This window comes from Allokutzneria multivorans, assembly GCF_039537405.1.
Classification (GTDB): Bacteria; Actinomycetota; Actinomycetes; order Mycobacteriales; family Pseudonocardiaceae; genus Allokutzneria; species Allokutzneria multivorans.
The window spans coordinates 20,155-41,603 of sequence record NZ_BAABAL010000005.1; the positions used below are offsets into that span (position 1 = coordinate 20,155).

The following is a 21,449-nucleotide window of genomic DNA, read 5'->3' on the forward strand; positions in this document are numbered from 1 at the left end:
CATTGCAGCAGCGCAGGATCGGCACGATCTCCGTCTCCGCGATCGGTCTCGGCGGCATGCCGCTGTCGATGCCGCCCTCCGGCAAGGCGATGCCGACGCGGGAGCAGGCGATCGCGACCGTGCACGCCGCGCTGGACGCGGGGATCACCTTCATCGACACCGCCGACGCGTACGCGGTGACGACGGCGGAGTTCGGGCACAACGAGGAACTGATCGCGGAAGCGGTGAGGGGCCGCGACGACGTCCTGGTCGCCACCAAGGGCGGGCACACGCGCACGCCCGACGACGGCTTCGACCTGGACGGCAGCCCGGCGTACCTGAAGCGGGCGTGCGAGGGCTCGCTGCGCAGGCTCGGCGTCGAGGCGATCGGCCTCTACCAGCTGCACCGGCCGGACCCGAAGGTGCCGATCGAGGAGTCCGTGAGCGCGCTGGCGGACCTGCTCGACGAGGGCAAGATCCAGCTGGCCGGGGTGTCGAACTTCAACCCCGACGAGATCCGCTCGGCCGACAAGATCCTCGGCGGACGGCTGGCCAGCGTGCAGAACGAGTTCTCGCCGCGCTTCCGGTCCTCGCTGCCGGAGCTTCAGCTGTGCGACGAGCTGGGCATCGCGTTCCTGCCGTGGAGCCCGCTGGGCGGCATGGGCGGGGCGGCCGACCTCGGCTCGCGGCACGCGGCCTTCGCCGAGATCGCCGCCGAGCGCGGGGTCAGCGCGCAGCAGGTCTGCCTGGCGTGGGAGCTGGCGAAGTCGGAGCGGGTGATCCCGATCCCCGGGTCCTCGCGCCCGGAGACCGTCCGCTCCTCGGTCGAGGCGGTCCACCTCGTCCTCAGCGAGGAGGAGCTGGCCCGCCTCGACGCGTGATCACTTCTTCGGCTTGGCGCGCATGCGGCCGATGATGCCGGTGTCGTAGTTCCCGCTGAGGAACTCGGGGTTCTCCAGCAGTTCGGCGTGGAAGGCCAGGTTGGACTTCGGACCGACGATCGTGAAGTCCGCCACGGCCTTCCGCGCCTTCTCCAGCGCGTCCGCGCGGTCGGCGCCGATCAGCACGAGCTTGGCCATCAGCGAGTCGTAGTTCGGCGTCACCACGGTGTCCGGGCCGTAGCCGGAGTCCACGCGCACGCCCTCGCCCTCGGGCTCGACCCACTCGGTGATCGCGCCGGGGCCGGGGAAGAAGCGCTTGGAGTCCTCGGCGTTGATCCGCAGCTCGATCGCGTGCCCGGTGGACCTCAGCGCGTCCACGTCGAAGCCGGGCTCCATGCCCGCGGCCACGCGCAGCTGCTCCTCGACGAGGTCCACGCCGAAGATCGCTTCGGTGATCGGGTGCTCCACCTGGAGGCGGGTGTTCATCTCCAGGAAGAAGAACTCCTTGGTGGCGGGGTCGAGCAGGAACTCCACCGTGCCCGCGTTGCGGTAGTCCACGGCCTCGGCGGCACGGACGGCGGCGGCGCACATGGCGGCGCGCAGCGCGGCGTCCACGGCGGGCGACGGGGTCTCCTCGGCCACCTTCTGGTTGCGGCGCTGGACGGAGCAGTCCCGCTCGCCCAGCGCGATGACGCGGCCGTCGTTGAGCCCGAGGACCTGGACCTCGACGTGGCGCACGCTCGGGAAGAAGCGCTCCACGAAGACGCGGCCGTCGCCGAAGGTGCGCTCGGCGAAGGCGGTGACCTTCTCGAACTCCGCGCGCAGGGCGTCCACGTCGGCGGCGGTGGCCATGCCCATGCCGCCACCACCGGCCGAAGCCTTGATCATCACCGGGTAGCCGACGCGCTCGGCCTCGGTGACGGCTTCGTCCACTGTGGACACAGCGTCGGCGGAGCCGGGGGCGACCGGGACACCGGCGGCGGCCATGGCGGCGCGCGCGGCGACCTTGTCGCCCATCGCGGAGATCGCGGCGGCCCCGGGGCCGACCCAGGCGATCCCCGCCTCCTGCACGGCGCGGGCGAAGTCGGTGTTCTCCGACAGGAAGCCGTAGCCGGGGTGCACGGCCTCGGCGCCGGTGGAGCGCGCGGCCTCAAGGACCTTCTCCGCGTTGCGGTAGGACTCGCCGATCGCGGCGCCACCGAGCAGCACCGCCTCGTCGGCCTCGCGGACGAAGGGCAGGTTCGCATCGACGTCGGAGTGGACGGCGATGGTCCTGATACCGAGCCCGCGTGCGGTGCGCAGGACCCGTCGGGCGATCTCACCGCGGTTGGCGACGAGAACGGATTCGAACATCGGAGCTCCTCGTGGGATCGATGAACAAGACGGCCGGGGCCGCCCACGCAGATTACGTGGACGGCCCCGGCCGGTCGTTCAGTCCCGACTCAGTCCTTCGCGTCGGACTTCTCCGAGGACTCCGCCTTGACGGAACCGCCCTCGCCGAGCTGGACCTCGCGCGAGCGCAGCACCGAGTGGCGCGCGCCGTAGGCGAAGTACACGACGACGCCGAGCACCATCCAGATCAGGAACCGGACCCAGGTCAGCGCCGTGAGGTTCAGCATCAGCCACAGGCAGGCGAGGATCGCCAGGATCGGCACCAGCGGGACCATCGGGGCGCGGAAGCCGCGCGGCAGGTGCGGGTGGGTCTTGCGCAGCACCAGCACACCGGCGGAGACCAGCACGAACGCGAACAGCGTCCCGACGTTGACCATCTCTTCGAGGGTGCCGGTCGGGAAGAAGCCCGCCGCGATCGCGACGACGATGCCGACCAGGACGGTCGCGCGGACCGGGGTGCCCCGGTTGCCGGTGACGGCGAGGCCGCGCGGGATGAGGCCGTCGCGGGACATCGCGAACAGCACCCGGCTCTGGCCCAGCAGCAGCACCATGACCACCGTGGTCAGACCGGCGAGGGCACCGACCGCGATGATCTGCGACCAGTTGATCCCGAGCCAGTTGATGCCCGCGTCGGAGAAGGCCGTCGCCAGGTTCGCGCGCACCGTCTCGCCGTTCGGGCCGACCTTGTTCTTCAGCTCGGTGTACGGCCGGATGCCGGTGATCACCAGCGAGACCGCCACGTAGAGCACGGTGACGATGGCCAGCGAGCCCAGGATGCCGCGCGGGACGTTGCGCTGCGGGTTCTTGGTCTCCTCGGCGGTGGTGGCGACGATGTCGAAGCCGATGAAGGCGAAGAACACCAGCGCGGCACCGGCGAGCATGCCGTAGACGCCGAACTGCGAGGTCTCCACACCGGAGATCAGCGAGAACAGCGACTGCTCAAGACCACCGTGACCGGAGGCCGAGGCCTCGGCGGCGGGCGGGATGAACGGCGAGTAGTTGTCGGTGTTGATGTAGCCGATGCCGACGGCGATCACCAGCAGCACCACGAACACCTTGATGGCGGTGATGACCTGGCTGACCCGCGAGGACATCTTGGTGCCGAGAGCGAGCAGCACGCTGAGCGCCACCACGATCAGCACCGCGCCCCAGTCGAAGTCGAGACCGGCGATCGACACGGTGGTCGAGGTGTTCAGGCCGAAGGAGCCCATCACCGTCTGGAGGTAGCTGGACCAGCCCTTGCCGACGACCGCTGCCGCGAGCGCGAACTCCAGGATCAGGTCCCAGCCCAGGATCCACGCGATGAACTCGCCGAAGGTCGCGTACGAGTACGTGTACGCGCTACCGGCGACCGGCACCGTCGACGCGAACTCCGCGTAGCAGACCGCGGCGAGACCGCAGGCGATCGCGGCGAGCACGAAGGACACCGTGACCGACGGACCGGTCAGGTTGCCCGCGGTGCTCGCGGCGAGCGTGAAGATGCCGGCGCCGATGACCACCGCGACACCGAAGACCGTGAGGTCCCAGGCGCTGAGGTCCTTGCGTAGCCGCGTCTCCGGCTCATCGGTGTCCGCAATGGACTGTTCGATGGTTTTCTTGCGCCACAGACCAGACACGCCGGTCCTCCTTGACCCCTCGACGTGGGCGTCCCTCGACAGACACCCGCGATGTGCGGGCACACTGTACTGAGGGGTCAAGGCCTCATAGCTGATTCGGGTGAAGATTTAGGGAAGGCTTAGGAAAAGATCTTCACTTGCCGTTCTGCGCCGCCGCCGAGCGGTCGATGTCGGGCTCCAGGTAGATCAGCCGGGCCTCGGGAACCTTGGCCCGCACGCGGTGCTCGGCGTCGTTGATGGCGTCGGCGACGTCGTCGATGCTCCTGGTGCCGATCAGCGAGATCTTCGCGGCGATCAGCAGCTCGTCCGGGCCGACGTACTGGGTGCGGATGTGCAGCACGCGGTCGACCTTGCCCGCCTGCAGCTCCTCCATGATCACCTTGAGCACGTCGGGGTTGGCGCCCTCACCGATCAGCAGGCTCTTGGTCTCGCCGATCAGGATCACCGCGATGACGCCCAGCAGCACGCCGATGCAGATGGTGCCGATCGCGTCCCACACCGGGTTGCCGGTGACGTAGGTCAGGCCGACGCCGCCGAGCGCGAGGAAGAGGCCGAACAGCGCGCCCGCGTCCTCCAGCAGCACCACGGGCAGCTCGGGGGTCTTGGCCCTGCGGATGAACTCCCACCAGGTGGCCTCGCCCTTGATGGCGCGGGACTCCACGATCGCGGTGCGGAAGCTGAAGGTCTCCAGGACGATCGCGACCACCAGGATGACCACCGCGACCATCGGCGAGTTCAGCGCCTCCGGTGCCTCCAGCTTGTGGATGCCCTCGTAGAGCGCGAAGACCGAGCCCAGCGTGAACAGCAGCAGCGCCACGACGAAGGAATAGAAGTACCGGTCACGGCCGTAGCCGAACGGGTGCTCCTTGGTCGCCTCGCGGCGCGCGGTCTTCTGGCCGACCAGCAGCAGGCCCTGGTTCGAGGTGTCCGCGACCGAGTGCACCGCCTCGGCGAGCATCGACGACGAGCCCGTGATGAAGAACCCGACGAACTTCGACACCGCGATGCCCGCGTTCGCCAGCAGTGCGGCCACGATCGCCTTGGTTCCGCCCCCAGCAGCCACTTCTGCTCCCTGTCGTGGGTCCGAATTGTCGGGCTGACCTTAGGCCATGCGCCGTTGGCCGGATCAGTGTTCCCCTGAAGTGGCGCGGAAGACACGTGCCGCGGTGGCCCCGGCCGGGCCGATGTGGGCCTTGCCGTCGCTGGCCGACAGCCACGCCGACTCGCCCCGCTCCAGCACAAGCTCGTCGCCGTCGTGGGTGTGCAGGCGCACCGAGCCCTCGACGCAGATCACGATCTGCGGTCCTTCTCCGCCAAGGGGAACGTCGCCATTGGGCGCTCCAGCGGGCCAGTCCAGGCGCGACAGTTCGAACTCGGCGGCTGGTGTGCGGTAGACGGTCAGGTGCGGCTGCGCCTGCTCTCCGCGCAGCACCGGCATGTCCCCGCACGAGAAGTCCAGCACCCGCAACAGTTCCGGCACGTCCACGTGCTTCGGGGTGAGCCCGCCGCGGAGGATGTTGTCGGAGTTGGCCAGGATCTCCACGGCGCTGCCCTGGAGGTAGGCGTGCAGGTTGCCCGCGGGCAGGTAGATCGCCTCACCGGGTTCGAGCACCAGCCGGTTCATCAGCAGCGCGCACAGCACGCCCGCGTCGCCGGAGTGGCGCTCCCCCAGCTCCAGGATCGTCCGGCACTCCAACGCGAACTCGCCGTGCTCGCGGACGTGCCGCACGCAGGCGTCGAGCACCGGCGGCAGCAGCACGTCCAGCGCGGTCTGCGGCAACGTGATCCACGTGGTGAACAGGAACCGCAGACCGTTCTCGGTCGGATCGGCGGCCAGCAGCTGTGCGTGGCCGCGCAGCTCCGGCACGTCCAGCGCGGCGAGCAAGCGCACGGTCCGCTCGGCCTCGCGGAACCCGGCGAGCGCGTGGAACTGCGACAGCGCGCACACCAGCTCGGGCTTGGCCGTGGGGTCGGGGTAGTTGCGGTTGGCCGCGTCGCGCGCGACGCCCGCGCGCTCCTCGCGCTCGAAGCCCTCAGCGGCCTGCTCGGCGGAGGGGTGGGCCTGGAGGCTCAGCGGCTCCTCGGCCGCGAGCACCTTCATCAGGAACGGCAGCCGGCCGCTCCAGCGGTTCAGGCAGCCCTCGCCGAGCTGCCCGGCGGGGTCGGCGTTGACGGCCTCCAGCAGCGACACCTCGGAGCCGTCCGGGCCGACCAGCCAGGACGGGTCGCCGGGGTGGGCGCCCATCCAGAGCTCGGCCTCCGGGTGAGGAGCGGGTACCGGCCGACCGAGGAGGTCCGCGATCACGGTGCGCGAGCCCCACGCGTACGGGCGCACCGCGTTGCGCAGTAGATCCACTCTTCCTCTCGCTCCCTACCTCGACCGAGACCAGACTCTCAGAGCGCGGCCGGGGACACGATCCCAGGGCCGCCGAGGCGTCCGGCAGCGAGACCAAGGTAGAGGGCGGCGAGGTCGAAGCGCACCGCGAGCAGCGCGGCCCGCAGCGCCTCGTCCCCGGTGACCTCCTCGGCGGGTGCGATCACGTCGGCCCCGCGCAGCGACTCCGAGGCCGCCATGCGCGCGGCGTCGGCGACCGGCCCCTGCGAGACGGCCAGCAGCAGCACGCGCGGCGGAACGCCCTCGTCGTCGTCCGGGTCGGCGAAGATGTCGGCCTGGCTGGTCGCGCTGACCGCCGCGCGGTGCAGCGCGGGCCTGATCACGGCCTGCGGGTAGCCCGCGACGTCCGCGACGACCCCGGAGAAGGAGGCCAGCGCGAGCGCCCCGTGCGCCGCGACCGCGGTGGCCGCGTGGTCCAGTCCCCACAGCAGCGGGGTCCGGTCGGCCAGCCGCAGCGCGAGTGACTTCGCCGGGTTCACGAAGGACTCGTGCATCGGGTGGTCGCGCTCGGCCTCGCGGTCGAGCTCGTCGGCCAGTGCGGGCAGGTCCGCGCGCAGCAGGCCGAGGGTGGAGAGGGTGATCAGCCCGGCGGCCAGCACCCTGGCGAAGCTCAGCGCCCCCGGGACCGGGATGCGGGGCGGCAGCAGCAGCGCCCGCCCCGCGGCGGCCTGGGCGACCGGGCCGCTCTCCGGGGCGGTGATGACCATGCGGGCACCGCGCCTGGTCGCGAGCTCGACGGACTCGGCGAGCACGCGGTCACCGGGGTCGTCGGTGTGCGCGATCACCACGTCCAGCGCGCCGACCCAGCCGGGCACCACGTCGGAGAGCACCACCGGCACCGGGCAGGCCGGGCCGAGCAGCGCGGCCAGCAGCTGGGCGCTCGCGGGCCCGACCCCCGGCCTGGTGAGCAGCACGAGGGCGCGTGGCCGGTCACGGCCGACCAGCCGTTCGATGCCGCCCTCGATCGCGGCCTCCTCGGTGGCCCGGACCTGGGCGCCCGCCATCGCGGCGGCGCGCAGCAGCCCGCCGCCGTCGGCGTCCTGGAGCCGGCGCGGGTCGTCCAGCAGCGTGTCGTCGAGCAACACCGTCACGCCTTCGCCGAGTCCTCGGGGCCGCCCTCGGCCTCCTCGAGCAACAGCACCGGGATACCGTCGCGCACCGGGTAGCGCCGGGCGCACACGGTGCAGGTCAGGTAGTCGGCCTCGGCGTCGTCCGGGGTTCCGGTCGCCAGGGCTCCGTGGTCATCGCCGGGGCACGCCAGGATCTCCAGCAGCTGGGCGTCGAGCTGTACGGCCATGTTCTCGTCTCCTCCAGCGGCTTCAGGCTCGGACGATCGCGAGGACGCGGTCGCGCAGCGCGGCGACGGCCTCCTCGGTCGGGGCCTCGATGTTCAGCCGCAGCAGCGGCTCGGTGTTGGACGCCCGCAGGTTGAACCAGGAGCCCTCGCCCAGGTCGACGGTCAGGCCGTCCAGCTCGTCGATCTCCACGCCGTCACCCGCGAACGCCTCGCGCACGGCGTCCATCCGGCCCGCCTGGTCGGCGACCGTGGAGTTGATCTCCCCGGAGGCCGAGTAGCGGGAGTACTGGGCCATCAGCTCCGACAGCGGCCCGTCGATCTCGCCGAGCGCGGCCAGCACGTGCAGCGCGGCCAGCATGCCGGAGTCGGCCCGCCAGAAGTCGCGGAAGTAGTAGTGCGCCGAGTGCTCGCCGCCGAAGATCGCGCCGGTCTCGGCCATCGTCTGCTTGATGAAGGAGTGCCCGACGCGGGTGCGCACAGCCTTGCCACCGTGCTCGGTGACGATCTCCGGAACGCCCTTGGAGGTGATCAGGTTGTGGATGATCGTGCCGCCGGGGTCCTTGGCCAGCTCGCGCACGGCGACCAGCGCGGTGATCGCGCTCGGCGAGACCGGGGCGCCGTCGGCGTCCACCACGAAGCAGCGGTCGGCGTCGCCGTCGAAGGCGACCCCCGCGTCGGCGCCGACCTCGCGGACCTTCGCCTGCAGGTCGACGATGTTCTTCGGGTCCAGCGGGTTGGCCTCGTGGTTGGGGAAGTTCCCGTCCAGCTCGAAGTACATCGGCACGACCTCGATCGGCAGGCCGTCGAAGACCCTGGGCACGGTGTAGCCGCCCATGCCGTTGCCCGCGTCCACCACGATCTTCAGCGGGCGGATGCCGGAGAGGTCGACCAGCGTGCCGAGGAACTCCGCGTAGCCGTCGAGCATGTCGCGCTTGGACACGCTGCCCTTGGCGCCGAGGAAGCCGGGGACGCCGTCCTCGACCATCTGCCGGATCTCCGACAGGCCGCTGTCCTGGCCGACCGGCGAGGCGCCCGCGCGGCAGAGCTTGATCCCGTTGTACTTCGCCGGGTTGTGGCTCGCGGTGAACATCGCGCCGGGCAGCTCCAGCCGCCCCGAGGCGAAGTAGAGCATGTCGGTGCTGGCCAGGCCGATGTCGACCACGTCGACGCCCTGGCCGGTGACGCCCTCGGCGAAGGCGGCCGACAGCGACGGCGAGGAGTCGCGCATGTCGTAGCCGATCACCACCGCCGGCCCGCCGACGAAGCGGGCGAAGGCGGCGCCGAGCTCGCGAACGACGTCGACGTCGATCTGCTCTCCCACCACCCCGCGGATGTCGTATGCCTTCACGATGCCGGACAGGTCGCGCACGCCATCTCCAACTGGTCGGCTACGGGAGGATTTCCGTCAACGAACTGACGGCAGCAGCCTACCGGCGAGCGGTTGAGGCTCCCCCGGCCACTCGGCACTCGGCGGTCGCGGTGCCCTATCGGTCGTCGTTGGGATCGGGCAGGACCCGGAGGTGGCCACGGCGTCCGGTGCCCACCGAGATCTCCGGGCGGTCGACCGGGCGGTCGGCCCTGCCCGCCTCGCGCACGGCCTCGGCCAGCGCGGTGAGATCGTCGACGGAGGGCTGCGGGACGGTGAACTCGCCCTCGTGCCGCACGACCTCCCAGCCGCGGGGGACGGTCAGGCGCATCGCGTGCACTTCGCACAGGTCGTAGCTGTGCGGTTCGGCGTAGGTGGCGAGGGGCCCGACCACAGCGGTGGAGTCGGTGTAGGCATAGGTGAGCGTGGCAACAGCCGGGTTGACACACCCGGTCCGCGAGCATTGCCTCACGCTGCGCACGATGGGGACGATAGCGCTTCACGGGGCGTGGCGTCGTCAGGCACGCTGATGACACACGGTGCTGCGGCCGACCGGCGTACTCTGCGGGCCGTGGTGACGGCTCACGGGGCACAGCGAAGGAACCCGCGCAGGCGGGACCGGCACGGCCGAGGACTGCGGGGACAGCTCTACCCCGCCAACCTCCCCGCGGCGCGCAGCCGCTCGGAGCGCTTCGACGCCGTCGTGCTGGAGGCCCTCGAGCCCATCGAGGCCCGCTGGCGCACCGAGCTGACCGAGCTGGACGTGGCCGTCGACGACGTCCCCGAAGTGCTCGGATCCGCTCCCGACGAGCTCTCCTGGGGCGAGGACGTGGTGGAGGACGGCAGCGTCCCGCTGGCCCGCCTGGTGCCCGCCGGGGTGGACAGCCGGGGCGTGCCGACCAGGGCCCGGATCGTGCTCTACCGCCGCCCGCTCGAAGCCCGCGCGCGCGACGGCGCCGACCTCTCCGACCTCGTCCACGACCTGCTGATCGAGCAGGTGGCCAGCTACCTCGGCCTCGACCCCGACATCGTCGACGGCGAGTGACCACCTAGGCATCCACCCCACACCGCAGACGCGACCAAGATCACTCCGCGTCTTTCTCCCTCGCTTAAGCCCTGAACGGGTCGTTTGGGTACTTCAACGCACCAAACGACCCGTTCAGGGAGTTGAGCGCACCAAACGACCCGTTCAGGGCGCTCAACGCAGTGAACGGGTCGTTCAGCGCTCAAGGGCGGCGGGTGGGGAGGGCGGTGAGGAGGGCGAAGAGGGCGGCGAAGGCCTGGACGAGGAGCAGGACGTCCCGTGAACCGGTGGCGACCTCCACGCGGACCTCGACCTCGCGGCCGGGGAGCGTGAGCGCGACCTGACCGCCCCACGCGCGGGTGAGGTTGGCGGGTTCGCCGTCGATCGAAGCGCGCCAGCCGGGCTCGTCCACGGCGGCGAGGACGAGCAGCCGCGCCTCGGCGCCTCGCGAAACGCGCACGGCGACCGACGGGGGTTCGCCGGGCACGGGGACCGCGCCAGCCAGCTCCGACGGGGGCGGCGAGGTGGAGCGCGCGAGCACTCCGACGTCGGCGGGCAGCAGGACGGCGGGCGGTTGCACGCGGAGCAGGCGGAGCACGGGCCTGCCGTCGGAGCGCGCCGGAACGGTCGCGACGAGGTCGGCCGCGAACGCCTGGACGCGGTTCGACGTCTCCGAGTCGGGCAGGACGACGAACCGCACTCCGGCCGCCGCCGCGCGAGACACCGCCGCGCGCACCGCTGGCTGGTCGAAGCTCGTGAAGCCCGCAGCCATCGCGGGGGTGCGCGGCCGAAGCTCCGCATCGCCGAAGCGCGGTGAGCGGCCCAGCACCAACGACGGCCGCTCGTCGACGATCAACTGCCAGGAGGAGGTCGCGGCCAGCTCAGCGGCCTGGGTCTTGCCGAGCACCGCCTCCTCCCCAGCGCGCAACGGTCCCTCGCGCCCTACGACGAGCGCGCCCACGGTGAGCCAGAGCAGAAGGACGGGCGCGACGAAAGCCAGCGGACGCGCTCCGTGAGCCACCGCCGTCAGGACGATCCACAGCAGCCCACAGCCGACGAGAAGCAGCGGAGCACCCGCGAACCCGGGAACCACCGCCACAACGACAGCGCCGAGCACCGCGAGCCCGACGCCTGGCAGCACCTCGCGGCGCGGGCACACAACGACGGCGAGCAGCACCGCCGCGAGGACCGCGAAGCCGACCCACGGCGTCGCGCCGGGACCACCGGGGCTCAGCGCAGCGAGGGAGAGCGCGGACGCGGACGGGCCTCCGGGCAGCAGCATTTCGGGGTGCTGCACGACCACGACGGGCCATGGCAGCAACAACCCCAAGGGCAGCAAAACGATCGCCGCCAACGTGATCACGCGCCCGCCCAGGAGCACGAACGCGATCACAGCCACGACGAGCACCAGCACGTGGGTCAGTGGCGAGAACGCGCCGATCACCGCGATGCCGAGCGCGGTGCCCGAGGCCCGCGACAGCCAGGAGCCCGGGGCGGGCCGGACAGCACCCACCACGCCCGCGAGCACGAGCGGCAGGAACACGTGCACCACAACGACATCGAGCCTGCCCTGCGCCGTGGCGGCGGTCGCGGCGGGAAGCAGCGCGTAGGCAGCGGCGGCGACGGCACGAACCCACCGCGCCACGCGGAGCCGCCGTGTCGCGAGGTACCCGGCGAGGCCGGACAGCGGAAGATCGCCGAGCAGCAGCACCGCCACCGCGACCGGAGGCCCTCCGAGCAGAGCGCCGAGCGAGCCCAGCACCGCGAGCGCCGGGGTTGCCGAAGCCGTGGTGCCGCCGCCGACTCCGTGCCAGCTCGCCAGGTACTCCGACCACGTCTGCCCGAGGTCGCCGATCGGGAGCAGCGCGCCGCCGGAGAGAACTCCGCCCAAACGGGCCGAGTGGATCGCACAGGCGAGCAGGGCCAACACGGCGACGAGCAGGACGGCCGGGGACAGCAGCAGCTCGCGGACGACGCGCGCGCGGTCGACCTCGACCACCACCAGCTCAGGCGCAGGAGCCTCGACCGACGCGCGCGGCCGGGGGCTGGGCCGGAAAGCGGCGGGCTCGGAGACCTCGACGACGACGGCGCGCGCCGGGCGGCGGAGCCCCGCTGCCTGCCGTTTCGGCCGCGCACCACGCCCGAGCGCGCCCGCCGGGAGCGCGGGCGGACCGACCTGGGCCGAGGGCGTCCAGTTCGGCAGGCGGTCCGCCCTCGCGGGCAACCTGCCGAGCGCGGCATCGGCGCGGAGCCTGCTGCGCAGGAAGTGGATCAATCCGCCGCGGAATGCGTTGCGCAGCCTGGTCAGCCGCGAGGTGAACAGTCCGCGAACATCGCGCGCCTCGGGATCCCGGTGAAAACGTCGATCATGTCGAGCGGCCAGGAGTCCGGTTCGCCCGCCGAGCAGGCGAACGGTCGCGCTCAGTTCCGCGTGCGCCTCGGAAAACCGGCGCAGCAAGGCGAATCCGATTCCGCGCAGCAGTCCGAGAATCGCCAGCCGGGGCAGCCCGAGCACGAACGACAACAGCGTTCCGTTGACCAGAACCGTGCGCAGACCGTGTTCTCGCCGCGCCCGCATTGCGAGGAAACCGCGAGACAGTCCGGAATTCCGGTCGAGTGCGTCGAGCGAACGTTTGCCCTTCGACGCGGCGGCGGCGTGCCGGATTCGCGCGGCGGGCACGACGATCACCACGTACCCGGCGAGGTTTGCCCGCCAGCCGAAATCGATGTCGTCGCCGAACAGTGGCAACGCCTCGTCGAAGCCGCGCAGCTTCTGCCAGACCTCGCGCCGCACCAGCGCTCCGGCCGAGGACACCGCGAGCGCCTCGGTGTTCTGCTCGATCCAGACGCCGACCGTCCCCGGCTCGCCGTAGCGGCCCCAGTCCAGCTCGTCCGGCCCGAGTCCGGTCTGCCGGTGCCCGGAGGAGTCGGTGGAGACGCCCGCTTCGACCACCAGCCTGGGGTCCGTCCACTCCAGACAGAGCGGGCCCAGCACGGCGGCGGACGGGGACACCTCGGCGACCGTCAACAGCGCCGCGAGGCAGTCGGGTTCGGGCGCGCAGTCGTCGTGCAGCAGCCAGATCCACTGGCCGGGATCGCCCCAGCGCTGGAGCGCGGCGGTCACGGCGGCGGCGGTGGCCGCGCCGAATCCGGTTTCCCTCGGCAGGGTAAGGACTCCGTCGAGGGTCTTGTCGACGCCGGTGCACGCGGCGCGCAGCGTTTCCGCTGTGCCGTCGACGGAACCGGTGTCCACGGCCAGGATGTGCCGTGGCCGCAGGGTGAGCCCGCGCAGCGCCGCGAGGGCGTCCTGGAGCCAGGGATCGGCGTCGTGGCAGACCAGGACGGCCAGCACCGGCGCGGTCCGCAACAGCGGAGTCCCGCGATCGACGTGCGACAACCCCGCCACCGCATGGCCTCCCGCTGCCGAACGTGACCCCGAGCGCTTACGGGGTCACGTTACGGCGTCAGCACGGTCCGGCACTCAGGCGGTCAGCCCGTCCACCTGTTCGACGGCGAGGCCGCCGTCCATCAGGAGCACGTCCTCCGGCCGCTTCTTCAGCTTGCGCCGCTCGCGCTCGGACAAACCGCCCCAAATCCCGAAGCGTTCGTCGTGCGCGAGTGCGTATTCGAGGCATTCCGACCGGACGGCGCAGCCGCCGCAGATGCGCTTGGCCTCACGGGTGGAACCGCCCTTCTCGGGGAAGAACGCCTCCGGGTCCGTTTGCGCGCACAGCGCTTCTTCCTGCCAGTCGAACTCGTCATCGTCGCTCTCGAACAGGTCGGCGATGACCCCGAGTCCCGTGGGCGCGGCTTCCCCCCGCGGTCCCACGCGGTTTCCTTCGTCCTTCATCACGTCCGCCTCCTCGCCTTCCGCTCCCCGGTTGGCGGACCCATTCGCCCTCTCTCCCGGCGAATGACACCAATGTGATTACACCCGTGTGATGCAAGGGGGTCAAGCCAAGTACACACGACGGGGGACCCCCCATGCGGCTGGATACGCCCACGCGGGCACGGGCAGACTGGCCGCGTGATCCGACAAGCGGTACGACCGAGCCCCCTGTTCCTGCTCATCCTGGCGATCACTGCTGTCGGCTGCTTCCTGTCTACTGTGGACACCGAGGTCGTCATGACCATCGGCATCGTGCTCACAGTTCTTGGGGGGTGGACGGCTTCTTTGTGCCTGCACGAGTTCGGGCACGCGTTCTTCGCCTACCGCGGGGGCGACCACTCGGTGGTGTTCAAGGGCTACCTGACCCTGGATCCCCGCCGCTACACCGATCCAGTGCTCAGCCTGCTGCTCCCGTTGCTCTTCCTGGCGATCGGCGGCATCCCGCTGCCGGGCGGCGCGGTCTGGATCAACCGGCACGCACTGCGCGACAAGCGGGCTGAGTCCGCTGTTTCCCTTGCCGGGCCGCTGGCAAACCTCGTTCTCGGAATCGTTCTCGCACTCGCCGTCGCGATCACCCAACCGGCACCGGGACTGGCCGCCGGGCTGTCCTACCTGGCGCTGCTCCAGGTCATGGCCTTCGTGCTGAACATCCTGCCGGTGCCGGGCCTCGACGGGTACGGCGCGATCGAGCCCTACCTGCCCTACCGCTGGCAGGAGATGGGCGCCAAGGCCCGCCAGTGGGCGCCGCTGGTGCTGTTCGCGGTGCTGATCGGAATTCCGCCGATCGGCGCGGCGTTCCACAGCGTGTCCCAGGCCCTGTTCGGGCTCGTCGGCGGGAACGCCTTCGCCGCGCTCGTGGGGCAGTACCTGTTCATGTTCTGGCGCTGAGCCCGGCGCCAGGACCACGCGTGCGAGGATGGCCCTTCGTGAAGGTCGTTGTGCTGGTCGGCGGTGTTGGCGGAGCCCGGTTCCTGCTGGGGGTGAAGGCCGCGCTCGGCATGCCCGCAGTCGGTGTCACCGCCGGGCCGGGCGAGTCCCCCCACCGGATCACGGCGCTGGTGAACACCGGCGACGACGTCTGGATGCACGGGCTGCGGATCTGTCCTGACCTGGACACCTGCATGTACACCCTGGGCGGCGGGATCGACTCCGAGCGCGGGTGGGGCAGGGCCGGGGAGAGCTGGACGGTCAAGGAGGAGCTGGCGGCCTACGGCGCCGACCCGACGTGGTTCGGGCTGGGCGACCGGGACATCGCCACGCACCTGGTCCGGTCCAGGATGCTGCGCGCGGGCTTCCCCCTCTCCGAGGTGACTGCCGCGCTGTGCGACCGGTGGCAGCCCGGCGTGACCCTGCTGCCCGCCAGCGACGACCGCGTCGAGACGCACGTGGCCATCGACGACCCGGACTCCGGCGAGCGCCGCGCCGTGCACTTCCAGGAGTGGTGGGTGCGCCACCGCGCCTCACTGCCCGCGCACGCGATCGTCGCGGTCGGCGCGGAGGAGGCCAAGCCCGCTCCCGGCGTGCTGGACGCCATCGCCGAGGCCGACGTGGTGCTGCTGGCCCCGTCGAACCCGGTGGTCAGCGTCGGCACGGTGCTGGCGGTGCCCGGCATCAGGGCGGCGCTGCGCGAGGGCAAGGCGCCGGTGATCGGGATCTCGCCCATCATCGACGGCAAGCCGCTGCGGGGCATGGCGGACGCGTGCCTGACCGCGATCGGCGTGGAGACCAGCGCGCAGGCGGTCGGCAGGCACTACGGCTCCCGCACGGCCTCGGCCGACGGGCTGCTGGACGGCTGGCTGGTGCACACCGGCGACAGCGCGGACGTCCCCGGCGTGCGGGTGGTGTCCGCGCCGATGCTCATGACCGATGTCGACGCCACCTCGGCGATGGTGGCCGAGGCGTTCTCTCTCGCGGGAGTCTCAGCGTGACCGAAACCACCGCCCCCGCCGACCACGCTTCGCCGAAGGTCGAAGTGCTTGCGGTCGAAGGGCTTCCGGAGTTCCGCCCGGGCGATGACCTGCTCGGCGCGATCACCTCGGCGGCGCCGTGGCTGCGCGACGGGGACGTGCTCGTGGTGACGAGCAAGATCGTGTCCAAAGTGGAGGGACGACTGGTCTCGGCGCCCGCGGACAAGGAGGGCAGGGAGCGGCTGCGCAGGGAGCTGGTGCGCGCGGAGTCCGACGCCGTCGTCGCCCAGTTCCGCAACACGCTGATCACCCGCAACCGCCTCGGCATCATCCAGGCGGCGGCCGGGGTGGACGCCTCCAACGTCGCGGGCGACGAGATCGCGCTGCTGCCCGAAGATCCCGACGCCTCGGCCGCCGCACTGCGCGCGGGCGTCAGGGAGAAGCTCGGCGTCGAGGTGGCCGTGGTGATCACCGACACGATGGGCAGGACCTGGCGGATCGGCCAGACCGACGTCGCGATCGGCTCGGCCGGACTGCCGGTGATCCACGGCTACCAGGGCAAGGTCGACGCGCAGGGCAACGAGCTGGCGGTGACCATGATCGCCATCGCCGACGAGCTGGCGGCGGCAGGTGACCTGGTCAAGGGCAAGCTCGGCGGGACCCCGGTCGCCGTGGTGCGCGGAATGTCCTATGTGGACGATGGGACGACGGCGCGGGACCTGTTGCGGCCGTTGGAAGAGGACCTGTTCCGGCTCGGCACCGATCTGGCCATCGCGCAGGGCCGCCGCGAGGCCGTGCTGACGCGGCGCTCCGTGCGCTTCTACGACCACGACCGCCCGGTCGACGCCGGCGCTGTGCGCAGGGCTGTTGCCGCCGCGCTGACCGCGCCCGCGCCGCACCACACCCGGCCCGTGCGTTTCGTGTGGGTGCGTGATCGCGCGCTGCGGTCGAAGCTGCTGGACGCGATGACCGAGGCCTGGCGCACAGATCTGACCGGCGACGGGATGACTCCCGAGCGCATCGACCGCCGTGTGGGACGAGGTCGAATCCTTTACGAGGCACCGGAGATCGTGCTGCCGTTCCTCCTCCGTGAAGGTGCTCACACCTATCCGGACGCGCTCAGGTCCGAGGCCGAGCGGACGATGTTCACCGTCGCCGGTGGAGCCGCCGTGCAGGGCCTGCTCGTGGCCCTGGCGGCGGAGAACCTGGGCTCCTGCTGGGTCTCCTCGACGATCTTCTGCCCCGACGTGGTGCGGGGCGTGCTGGACCTGCCTTCGACCTGGGAGCCGCTGGGCGGCGTCGCGGTCGGGCACCCGTTGGACGGCGATCCGAGCCCGCGCCCGCCGCGCGAGCTCGCGGAAGGACTGGTCGAACTGTGAGCACGCTGCACGCGGACGTCGTCCGGCGGTTGACCGACTGGGAGCCGGCGGATCACGCGCAGCAGTCGGTCAAGCACGCGATCCTCGCCTTCCTGGCGGCGCGCCCCGACGCGTGCGAACGCGCTTGCGCCCCAGGGCACATCACGGCGTCCGCGGTCGTGCTGGACGCGACCTCGGAGCACGTGCTGCTGACGCTGCACCCGCGCGTCGGCCGTTGGGTCCAGCTCGGCGGTCACTGCGAGCCGGAGGACGACACGCTCGTCGCGGCGGCGCTGCGCGAGGCCACCGAGGAGTCCGGAATCCGTGGCCTGACGATCGATCCGCGCCCCGTGCACATCGAGGTGCATCCGATCACCTGCTCGCTCGGCGTGCCGACGCGGCACCTGGACGTGCGCTTCGTGGTGCGCGCTCCCGTTGGCGCGAAACCGGTTCGCAGCGAGGAGTCGGTGGACCTCCAGTGGTGGCCGGTGGACGAGCTCCCGTCCGATGTGGACTCGATCCCCGACCTGGTGCGCCGCGCGCTCGCGATGCGCTGACCCGAGGTAGTGGGGCCACGCGCCCCTGGGGTGGTCGCGTGGCCCCGTTCCCCCCTACCCCGAGATCAGCGAGTGCAGCTGATCACGACGTTGGCGTGCCAGAACCCGACGCTGATCTGCGACGAGTCGGTGTGCACGGTCACGCACTGCGCGGTGGGGATGTACCCCGAGATCGCAGCGTGCCTGCGCGCGGTCTCGAGCGCGCCGTTGATCGCCCGCTTCTTGTCCGAGCCGTAGTTGCTCGCGTGGAAGGTCTGCGTCTCCTCGACCGCGACGTCCGACTTCGCCGCCTTGGCGGCCCCCGGGCGCGTGCAGCTGATCACGGCTGAGCCGTCGTAGCCCCCGCTGACCGGGAAGTACTGGGTGCGCACGACCGAGCACTGCGAGCGCGAGAACCCGGCCCACGACGCGCGGTTGTACGCCGAGTTCAGCGCGCCCTCGATCGCCAGGCCCGGCGTGCTGCCGATCTGACGGCCGTCGAAGAGCCGCGTCTCCGCGATGCTCGGGCCCTGCTGGGCGGCGGGCGCCGCGATCGCGGGTGCGGCCGAGAACGCAAGCGCGCCAAGGACAGTGGTTCCAAGAACAGCACCAAGAACAAGCTTCTTCACGGTAGATCCCCCTAAACTCAGATTTCCTTGATCCCCCGACCCATCCATCTCAGCTTATGACACGTGTCAACGGAGACGAATGGCTGTAGCATCTTCATCCATCTGGGCTCATGGACTCGGGGAGGGATCGATGGCGGAGGACGCGGCGGCGGAGAGCACGGCGGACGGTGTGCTGGCCGAGAAGATCGACCACCTGTTCCGCGTGGTCCGACGGCCGAACGGCGATCAGCACAGCCACGAGGAGGTGGCGAAGGCGTGCCGGGAGGCCACCGGCGAGTCCTTCTCCGCGACCTACCTGTGGCAGCTGCGCACGGGGCGGCGGGACAACCCGACCAAGCGCCACCTGGAGGCGCTGGCCGAGTTCTTCCAGGTGCCGCCCGCCTACTTCTTCGACGACGAGCGGGGTGCGGAGATCGCCAGGGAACTCGACCTGCTCGGAGCCTTGCGCAACAGCGAGGTGCGGCGGATGGCGCTGCGCGCTGTCAACCTCTCGGAAGAAGGCCTTGGCACGGTGAACGACATCATCGATGCTATCGAGCGCAGGGAGGCCCAGCGCGGCACCTGAGCCAGGGGGAGGGCTGAGTTCCGCATGCGGTCGAGGAGATTCGCGCTGTGGCGCCGGTGCAGGCGCATCGTCGGCGAGCTGGTGCTGCCCGATCCGTTCGACATCGGGGTTTTCGTGGAAACCCTTGCCGCGCAACGGGGACGGCCGATCGAGCTGGTCGAGCTGCCGTCGCGGCCCGCCACACCGTGCGGGGTGCTCGCGGCGACCGACCGTGCCGACTACATCTTCTACGCGGCTGACACGAGCGCCCTGCACCAAGAGCACATCCTCGTGCACGAGCTCGGTCACCTGCTGTGCGGGCACGTCGGCGACGAGGTGGTGGACGACGCCATCTCGGCGGCGCTGACGCCCAACCTCTCCCCCGAGCTGGTGCGGCGGGTGCTCGGCAGGACCTCCTACAGCGAGGAGAAGGAGCAGGAGGCCGAGCTGTTCGCCTCGCTCGTGCTGCACCGCGCTCGCCGCGCGCGGCACCGGTTCCCGGGCCTCGGCGGCTTGGAGTCGATCTTCGAGGGGCGGCGCGAGGGATGATCGAGTTCCACCTGCCGACCTGCGCGCTCATCGTGTCCGTCGTGGTGCGCAAGCTGGTGGTGACCCGCGACCGCGCGACCGCGCCCGGCCTGCGCCACCTGCTGCTGTTCCTGATGTGGCTCGCGGTGAGCCTGGTGGTGCTGTCCCCGGAGGTCGAGCGGCTGATCGTGCTCGTGCAGCCGATGCCCAACACCGCGCGCCTGCTGGGGAACTTCGCTCAGCTGCTCGCGGTCTACCACATCGTCGGCATCGCGTACTCGCCTCGCGCCGAGCACCCACCGCGTGTCCTGCCCACGCTGCTCTTCACGACGTGGGCGATCCTGGCTTTTCTGATGTCCTTCTCCGGCAAGGACTTCTCGACGAACATCTTCGCCGCCGCCGTGTCCAACCCCGCGCTGATCGCCTACGGCCTGGTTTTCCTGTTTTACGCCACCGGTTGCATCGCGGTGTTCGTTCACGTGATCAGCCGCTACGCGCGGCAGTGCGAGCCCGGCCTGTTCCGCTCCGGCCTGATGACGATCATGGCGGCGGCGGTGTGCAGCGCGCTGTGGGGCGCGTGGTCCTCGCTGCAACCGTTGCTGATGCTGGGTTTCGACCTCTCCCCCTCGTGGCGCGTGCCGGTGGACCGCGTGCTCGGCGTGCTGTCGGTGCTGCTGTGGCTGGTCGGCTCGACGATGACGTGGTGGGACAAGGTGTTGCGCCGCGTGAGCGCCTATCGGGGCTATCACGCGCTCGGTCCACTGTGGACGGAGCTGACCGGCGCGCTCCCCCGCATCGCGCTGACCTCGCGGAGCAGGCTTCCGCGCAACGTGGAGTTCGCCCTGTACCGCAGGATCATCGAGATCAGGGACGGCGATCTCGCGCTGCGCCCGTACGTGCCGCCGGAGATCGGCAGCTGGGTGGGCGAGGCGGCTCCGGGCGCCGATTCCCGGGAGCTGGCCGTGCTGGTGGAGGCTTCGTCGCTCGCCGCCGCGCTGGTGTCGCACGACGCCGGGCACCAGTGGGGCTCTTCGCGCCGCTGCGCTCCGGCGGAAGATCCTTGCGTGGAGTCAGAAACAGCCTGGCTGACTTCGGTTTCCCGCGCTTTCACGGGCTCGCCGGTGGTGGCCGAGATCCGCGAGCGCACGTTCCGCGAGCTTCAGAACGCGCGGTAGTCGCGCGGGGAGTACCTCGGCCCGAACCTCGGTCGCCGCACTCCGGCCCCCTCCAGGTAGCGGATCGCCCGCTGCCGTTGCGGCGCATAGGGTTTCAGCAGTTCGTGCAGGCGCGCGTCGTCGATGTCGTGTCCCAGCAGGGCCCAGCCGACGATCTTCGCGAGATGGAAGTCGCCGAAGCTCACCGCGTCCGGGTCGCCCCAGGCTCGCTGAGCGACCTCGGCGGCCGTCCACACCCCGATCCCCGGGATGCGGCGGAGCAAGTCTCTTCCTTGCACACCACGGAGTTCCGCCGCGCTTTCGAGCCGGTCCGCGACCGACGCGGCGGCCAGCAGCGCGCGCCGACGAGCTCCGTCCAGTCCGGCGCGGTGCCACTCCCAGTCCGGGATCGCGCGCACGCGCTCCGGCGTCGGCGGCGCGAACATGGGCTCGGGTGTGGGGCCGGGAGCCGGCTCGCCGAAGCGCGCGCACAGCTCGCGCCAGGTCCGCCACGCCTCCTTGCCGGTCACCTTCTGCTCCAGGATCGCGGGCAGCAGGGCGTCCCACACGCGTCGCGTCGAGCCCAGGCGCAGGTCCGGGCGCAGCGTTCGGGCTTCGACGATGACCGGGTGGTGCGCGATGAAACCGCTGTCGTCGTCGGAGGCGCCGAGCAGGTCGGGCAGGCCGTCGATCACCCACTCCGCGCCCGGCCCCCACGCGCGCGCCCGCACGTGCGCGGCCCCGCGCCTGACCGCGAGGGTCGCCGTGCCGAGGGGTGTTGTGCAGGCACGCCAAACAGTTCCGCGCGCGTCGAGCTTCCAGGCCGGGTCCGCGTGGCCGCGCCGGTGCGGGCGCAGCAGTGCGACGGGGTCGACCTCGAACCCCGGCACCCACTCCGTCTCGACCGCACTCGCCGCACGCACGCGCAGCACGCTACCCGGAGAGTTTGTAAGG

The 21,449-nt window shown here is 71.3% G+C and carries 21 protein-coding genes; 9 read left to right on the top strand and 12 right to left on the bottom strand.

The window, feature by feature from the left end; all coding sequences use genetic code 11:
- Nucleotides 1-2 precede the first annotated feature (2 nt).
- On the top strand, nucleotides 3-860 hold the full coding sequence (locus ABD798_RS03925) for an aldo/keto reductase (RefSeq protein WP_344871105.1): 858 nt from the start codon (nucleotides 3-5) through the stop codon (nucleotides 858-860).
- Here the strand turns inward: ABD798_RS03925 and ABD798_RS03930 are convergent, their stop codons facing one another.
- The 8 genes from ABD798_RS03930 to ABD798_RS03965 form a co-directional block, all read right to left on the bottom strand.
- Nucleotides 861-2,213, bottom strand: coding sequence for an acetyl-CoA carboxylase biotin carboxylase subunit (locus ABD798_RS03930; RefSeq protein ID WP_344871106.1), 1,353 nt, complete (start codon nucleotides 2,211-2,213; stop codon nucleotides 861-863).
- 89 nt (nucleotides 2,214-2,302) lie between these two features.
- The gene (locus tag ABD798_RS03935; RefSeq protein ID WP_344871107.1) at nucleotides 2,303-3,868 is read right to left on the bottom strand and encodes an amino acid permease; all 1,566 of its coding nucleotides are present in this window, start codon (nucleotides 3,866-3,868) and stop codon (nucleotides 2,303-2,305) included.
- Nucleotides 3,869-4,001: 133 nt separating this feature from the next.
- Nucleotides 4,002-4,931 carry a cation diffusion facilitator family transporter gene (locus ABD798_RS03940; protein ID WP_344871108.1) on the bottom strand — a complete coding sequence of 310 codons (930 nt, stop codon included), beginning with the start codon at nucleotides 4,929-4,931 and terminating at the stop codon, nucleotides 4,002-4,004.
- A 63-nt stretch (nucleotides 4,932-4,994) separates the two neighbouring features.
- On the bottom strand, nucleotides 4,995-6,224 hold the full coding sequence (gene manA / locus ABD798_RS03945) for a mannose-6-phosphate isomerase, class I (protein ID WP_344871109.1): 1,230 nt from the start codon (nucleotides 6,222-6,224) through the stop codon (nucleotides 4,995-4,997).
- Nucleotides 6,225-6,262: 38 nt separating this feature from the next.
- Complete coding sequence (locus ABD798_RS03950) at nucleotides 6,263-7,345, bottom strand: hypothetical protein (RefSeq protein WP_425549183.1); 1,083 nt, start codon at nucleotides 7,343-7,345, stop codon at nucleotides 6,263-6,265.
- A 5-nt stretch (nucleotides 7,346-7,350) separates the two neighbouring features.
- On the bottom strand, nucleotides 7,351-7,560 hold the full coding sequence (locus ABD798_RS03955) for a Trm112 family protein (RefSeq protein WP_086825841.1): 210 nt from the start codon (nucleotides 7,558-7,560) through the stop codon (nucleotides 7,351-7,353).
- Nucleotides 7,561-7,582: 22 nt separating this feature from the next.
- The gene (locus tag ABD798_RS03960; RefSeq protein WP_344871111.1) at nucleotides 7,583-8,929 is read right to left on the bottom strand and encodes a phosphomannomutase/phosphoglucomutase; all 1,347 of its coding nucleotides are present in this window, start codon (nucleotides 8,927-8,929) and stop codon (nucleotides 7,583-7,585) included.
- Nucleotides 8,930-9,044: 115 nt separating this feature from the next.
- Nucleotides 9,045-9,398, bottom strand: a complete 354-nt coding sequence (locus tag ABD798_RS03965; RefSeq protein ID WP_344872834.1) for a DUF3499 domain-containing protein — start codon at nucleotides 9,396-9,398, stop codon at nucleotides 9,045-9,047.
- A 99-nt stretch (nucleotides 9,399-9,497) separates the two neighbouring features.
- Here ABD798_RS03965 and ABD798_RS03970 point away from each other — a divergent pair, with 99 nt between their 5' ends.
- Nucleotides 9,498-9,971, top strand: coding sequence for a metallopeptidase family protein (locus ABD798_RS03970; protein ID WP_344871112.1), 474 nt, complete (start codon nucleotides 9,498-9,500; stop codon nucleotides 9,969-9,971).
- 181 nt (nucleotides 9,972-10,152) lie between these two features.
- On the opposite strand, the gene ABD798_RS03975 is transcribed toward ABD798_RS03970, so the two are convergent.
- On the bottom strand, nucleotides 10,153-13,356 hold the full coding sequence (locus ABD798_RS03975) for a glycosyltransferase family 2 protein (RefSeq protein ID WP_344871113.1): 3,204 nt from the start codon (nucleotides 13,354-13,356) through the stop codon (nucleotides 10,153-10,155).
- Nucleotides 13,357-13,431: 75 nt separating this feature from the next.
- Complete coding sequence (locus ABD798_RS03980) at nucleotides 13,432-13,803, bottom strand: WhiB family transcriptional regulator (protein ID WP_425549155.1); 372 nt, start codon at nucleotides 13,801-13,803, stop codon at nucleotides 13,432-13,434.
- 174 nt (nucleotides 13,804-13,977) lie between these two features.
- Here ABD798_RS03980 and ABD798_RS03985 point away from each other — a divergent pair, with 174 nt between their 5' ends.
- From ABD798_RS03985 to ABD798_RS04000, 4 genes are read left to right on the top strand one after another with little or no spacing between them, the layout of a single operon-like run.
- Nucleotides 13,978-14,727 (top strand): site-2 protease family protein, encoded by a 750-nt coding sequence (locus tag ABD798_RS03985; RefSeq protein ID WP_344871114.1) that lies wholly within the window; start codon nucleotides 13,978-13,980, stop codon nucleotides 14,725-14,727.
- 38 nt (nucleotides 14,728-14,765) lie between these two features.
- On the top strand, nucleotides 14,766-15,767 hold the full coding sequence (cofD, locus tag ABD798_RS03990; protein ID WP_344871115.1) for a 2-phospho-L-lactate transferase: 1,002 nt from the start codon (nucleotides 14,766-14,768) through the stop codon (nucleotides 15,765-15,767).
- Nucleotides 15,764-17,125 carry a coenzyme F420-0:L-glutamate ligase gene (locus ABD798_RS03995; RefSeq protein ID WP_344871116.1) on the top strand — a complete coding sequence of 454 codons (1,362 nt, stop codon included), beginning with the start codon at nucleotides 15,764-15,766 and terminating at the stop codon, nucleotides 17,123-17,125. The genes cofD and ABD798_RS03995 overlap by 4 nt, the downstream gene beginning before the upstream one ends.
- Nucleotides 17,122-17,661 carry an NUDIX hydrolase gene (locus tag ABD798_RS04000; protein WP_344871117.1) on the top strand — a complete coding sequence of 180 codons (540 nt, stop codon included), beginning with the start codon at nucleotides 17,122-17,124 and terminating at the stop codon, nucleotides 17,659-17,661. The genes ABD798_RS03995 and ABD798_RS04000 overlap by 4 nt, the downstream gene beginning before the upstream one ends.
- A 65-nt stretch (nucleotides 17,662-17,726) precedes the next feature.
- On the opposite strand, the gene ABD798_RS04005 is transcribed toward ABD798_RS04000, so the two are convergent.
- Nucleotides 17,727-18,269 (bottom strand): hypothetical protein, encoded by a 543-nt coding sequence (locus tag ABD798_RS04005; protein WP_344871118.1) that lies wholly within the window; start codon nucleotides 18,267-18,269, stop codon nucleotides 17,727-17,729.
- Between the two features lie 130 nt (nucleotides 18,270-18,399).
- Between ABD798_RS04005 and ABD798_RS04010 the strand changes: the two genes are divergently transcribed.
- The 3 genes from ABD798_RS04010 to ABD798_RS04020 are packed head-to-tail and all read left to right on the top strand — an operon-like array spanning nucleotide 18,400 to nucleotide 20,516.
- The gene (locus tag ABD798_RS04010) at nucleotides 18,400-18,834 is read left to right on the top strand and encodes an XRE family transcriptional regulator (protein WP_344871119.1); all 435 of its coding nucleotides are present in this window, start codon (nucleotides 18,400-18,402) and stop codon (nucleotides 18,832-18,834) included.
- 24 nt (nucleotides 18,835-18,858) lie between these two features.
- The gene (locus ABD798_RS04015) at nucleotides 18,859-19,362 is read left to right on the top strand and encodes an ImmA/IrrE family metallo-endopeptidase (RefSeq protein ID WP_344871120.1); all 504 of its coding nucleotides are present in this window, start codon (nucleotides 18,859-18,861) and stop codon (nucleotides 19,360-19,362) included.
- Nucleotides 19,359-20,516 carry an MAB_1171c family putative transporter gene (locus tag ABD798_RS04020; RefSeq protein ID WP_344871121.1) on the top strand — a complete coding sequence of 386 codons (1,158 nt, stop codon included), beginning with the start codon at nucleotides 19,359-19,361 and terminating at the stop codon, nucleotides 20,514-20,516. Before ABD798_RS04015 ends, ABD798_RS04020 begins: the two co-directional genes overlap by 4 nt.
- On the opposite strand, the gene ABD798_RS04025 is transcribed toward ABD798_RS04020, so the two are convergent.
- The gene (locus ABD798_RS04025; protein WP_344871122.1) at nucleotides 20,501-21,418 is read right to left on the bottom strand and encodes a DNA-3-methyladenine glycosylase family protein; all 918 of its coding nucleotides are present in this window, start codon (nucleotides 21,416-21,418) and stop codon (nucleotides 20,501-20,503) included. The two genes, ABD798_RS04020 and ABD798_RS04025, sit on opposite strands and share 16 nt — an antisense overlap.
- Nucleotides 21,419-21,449: the final 31 nt, after the last annotated feature.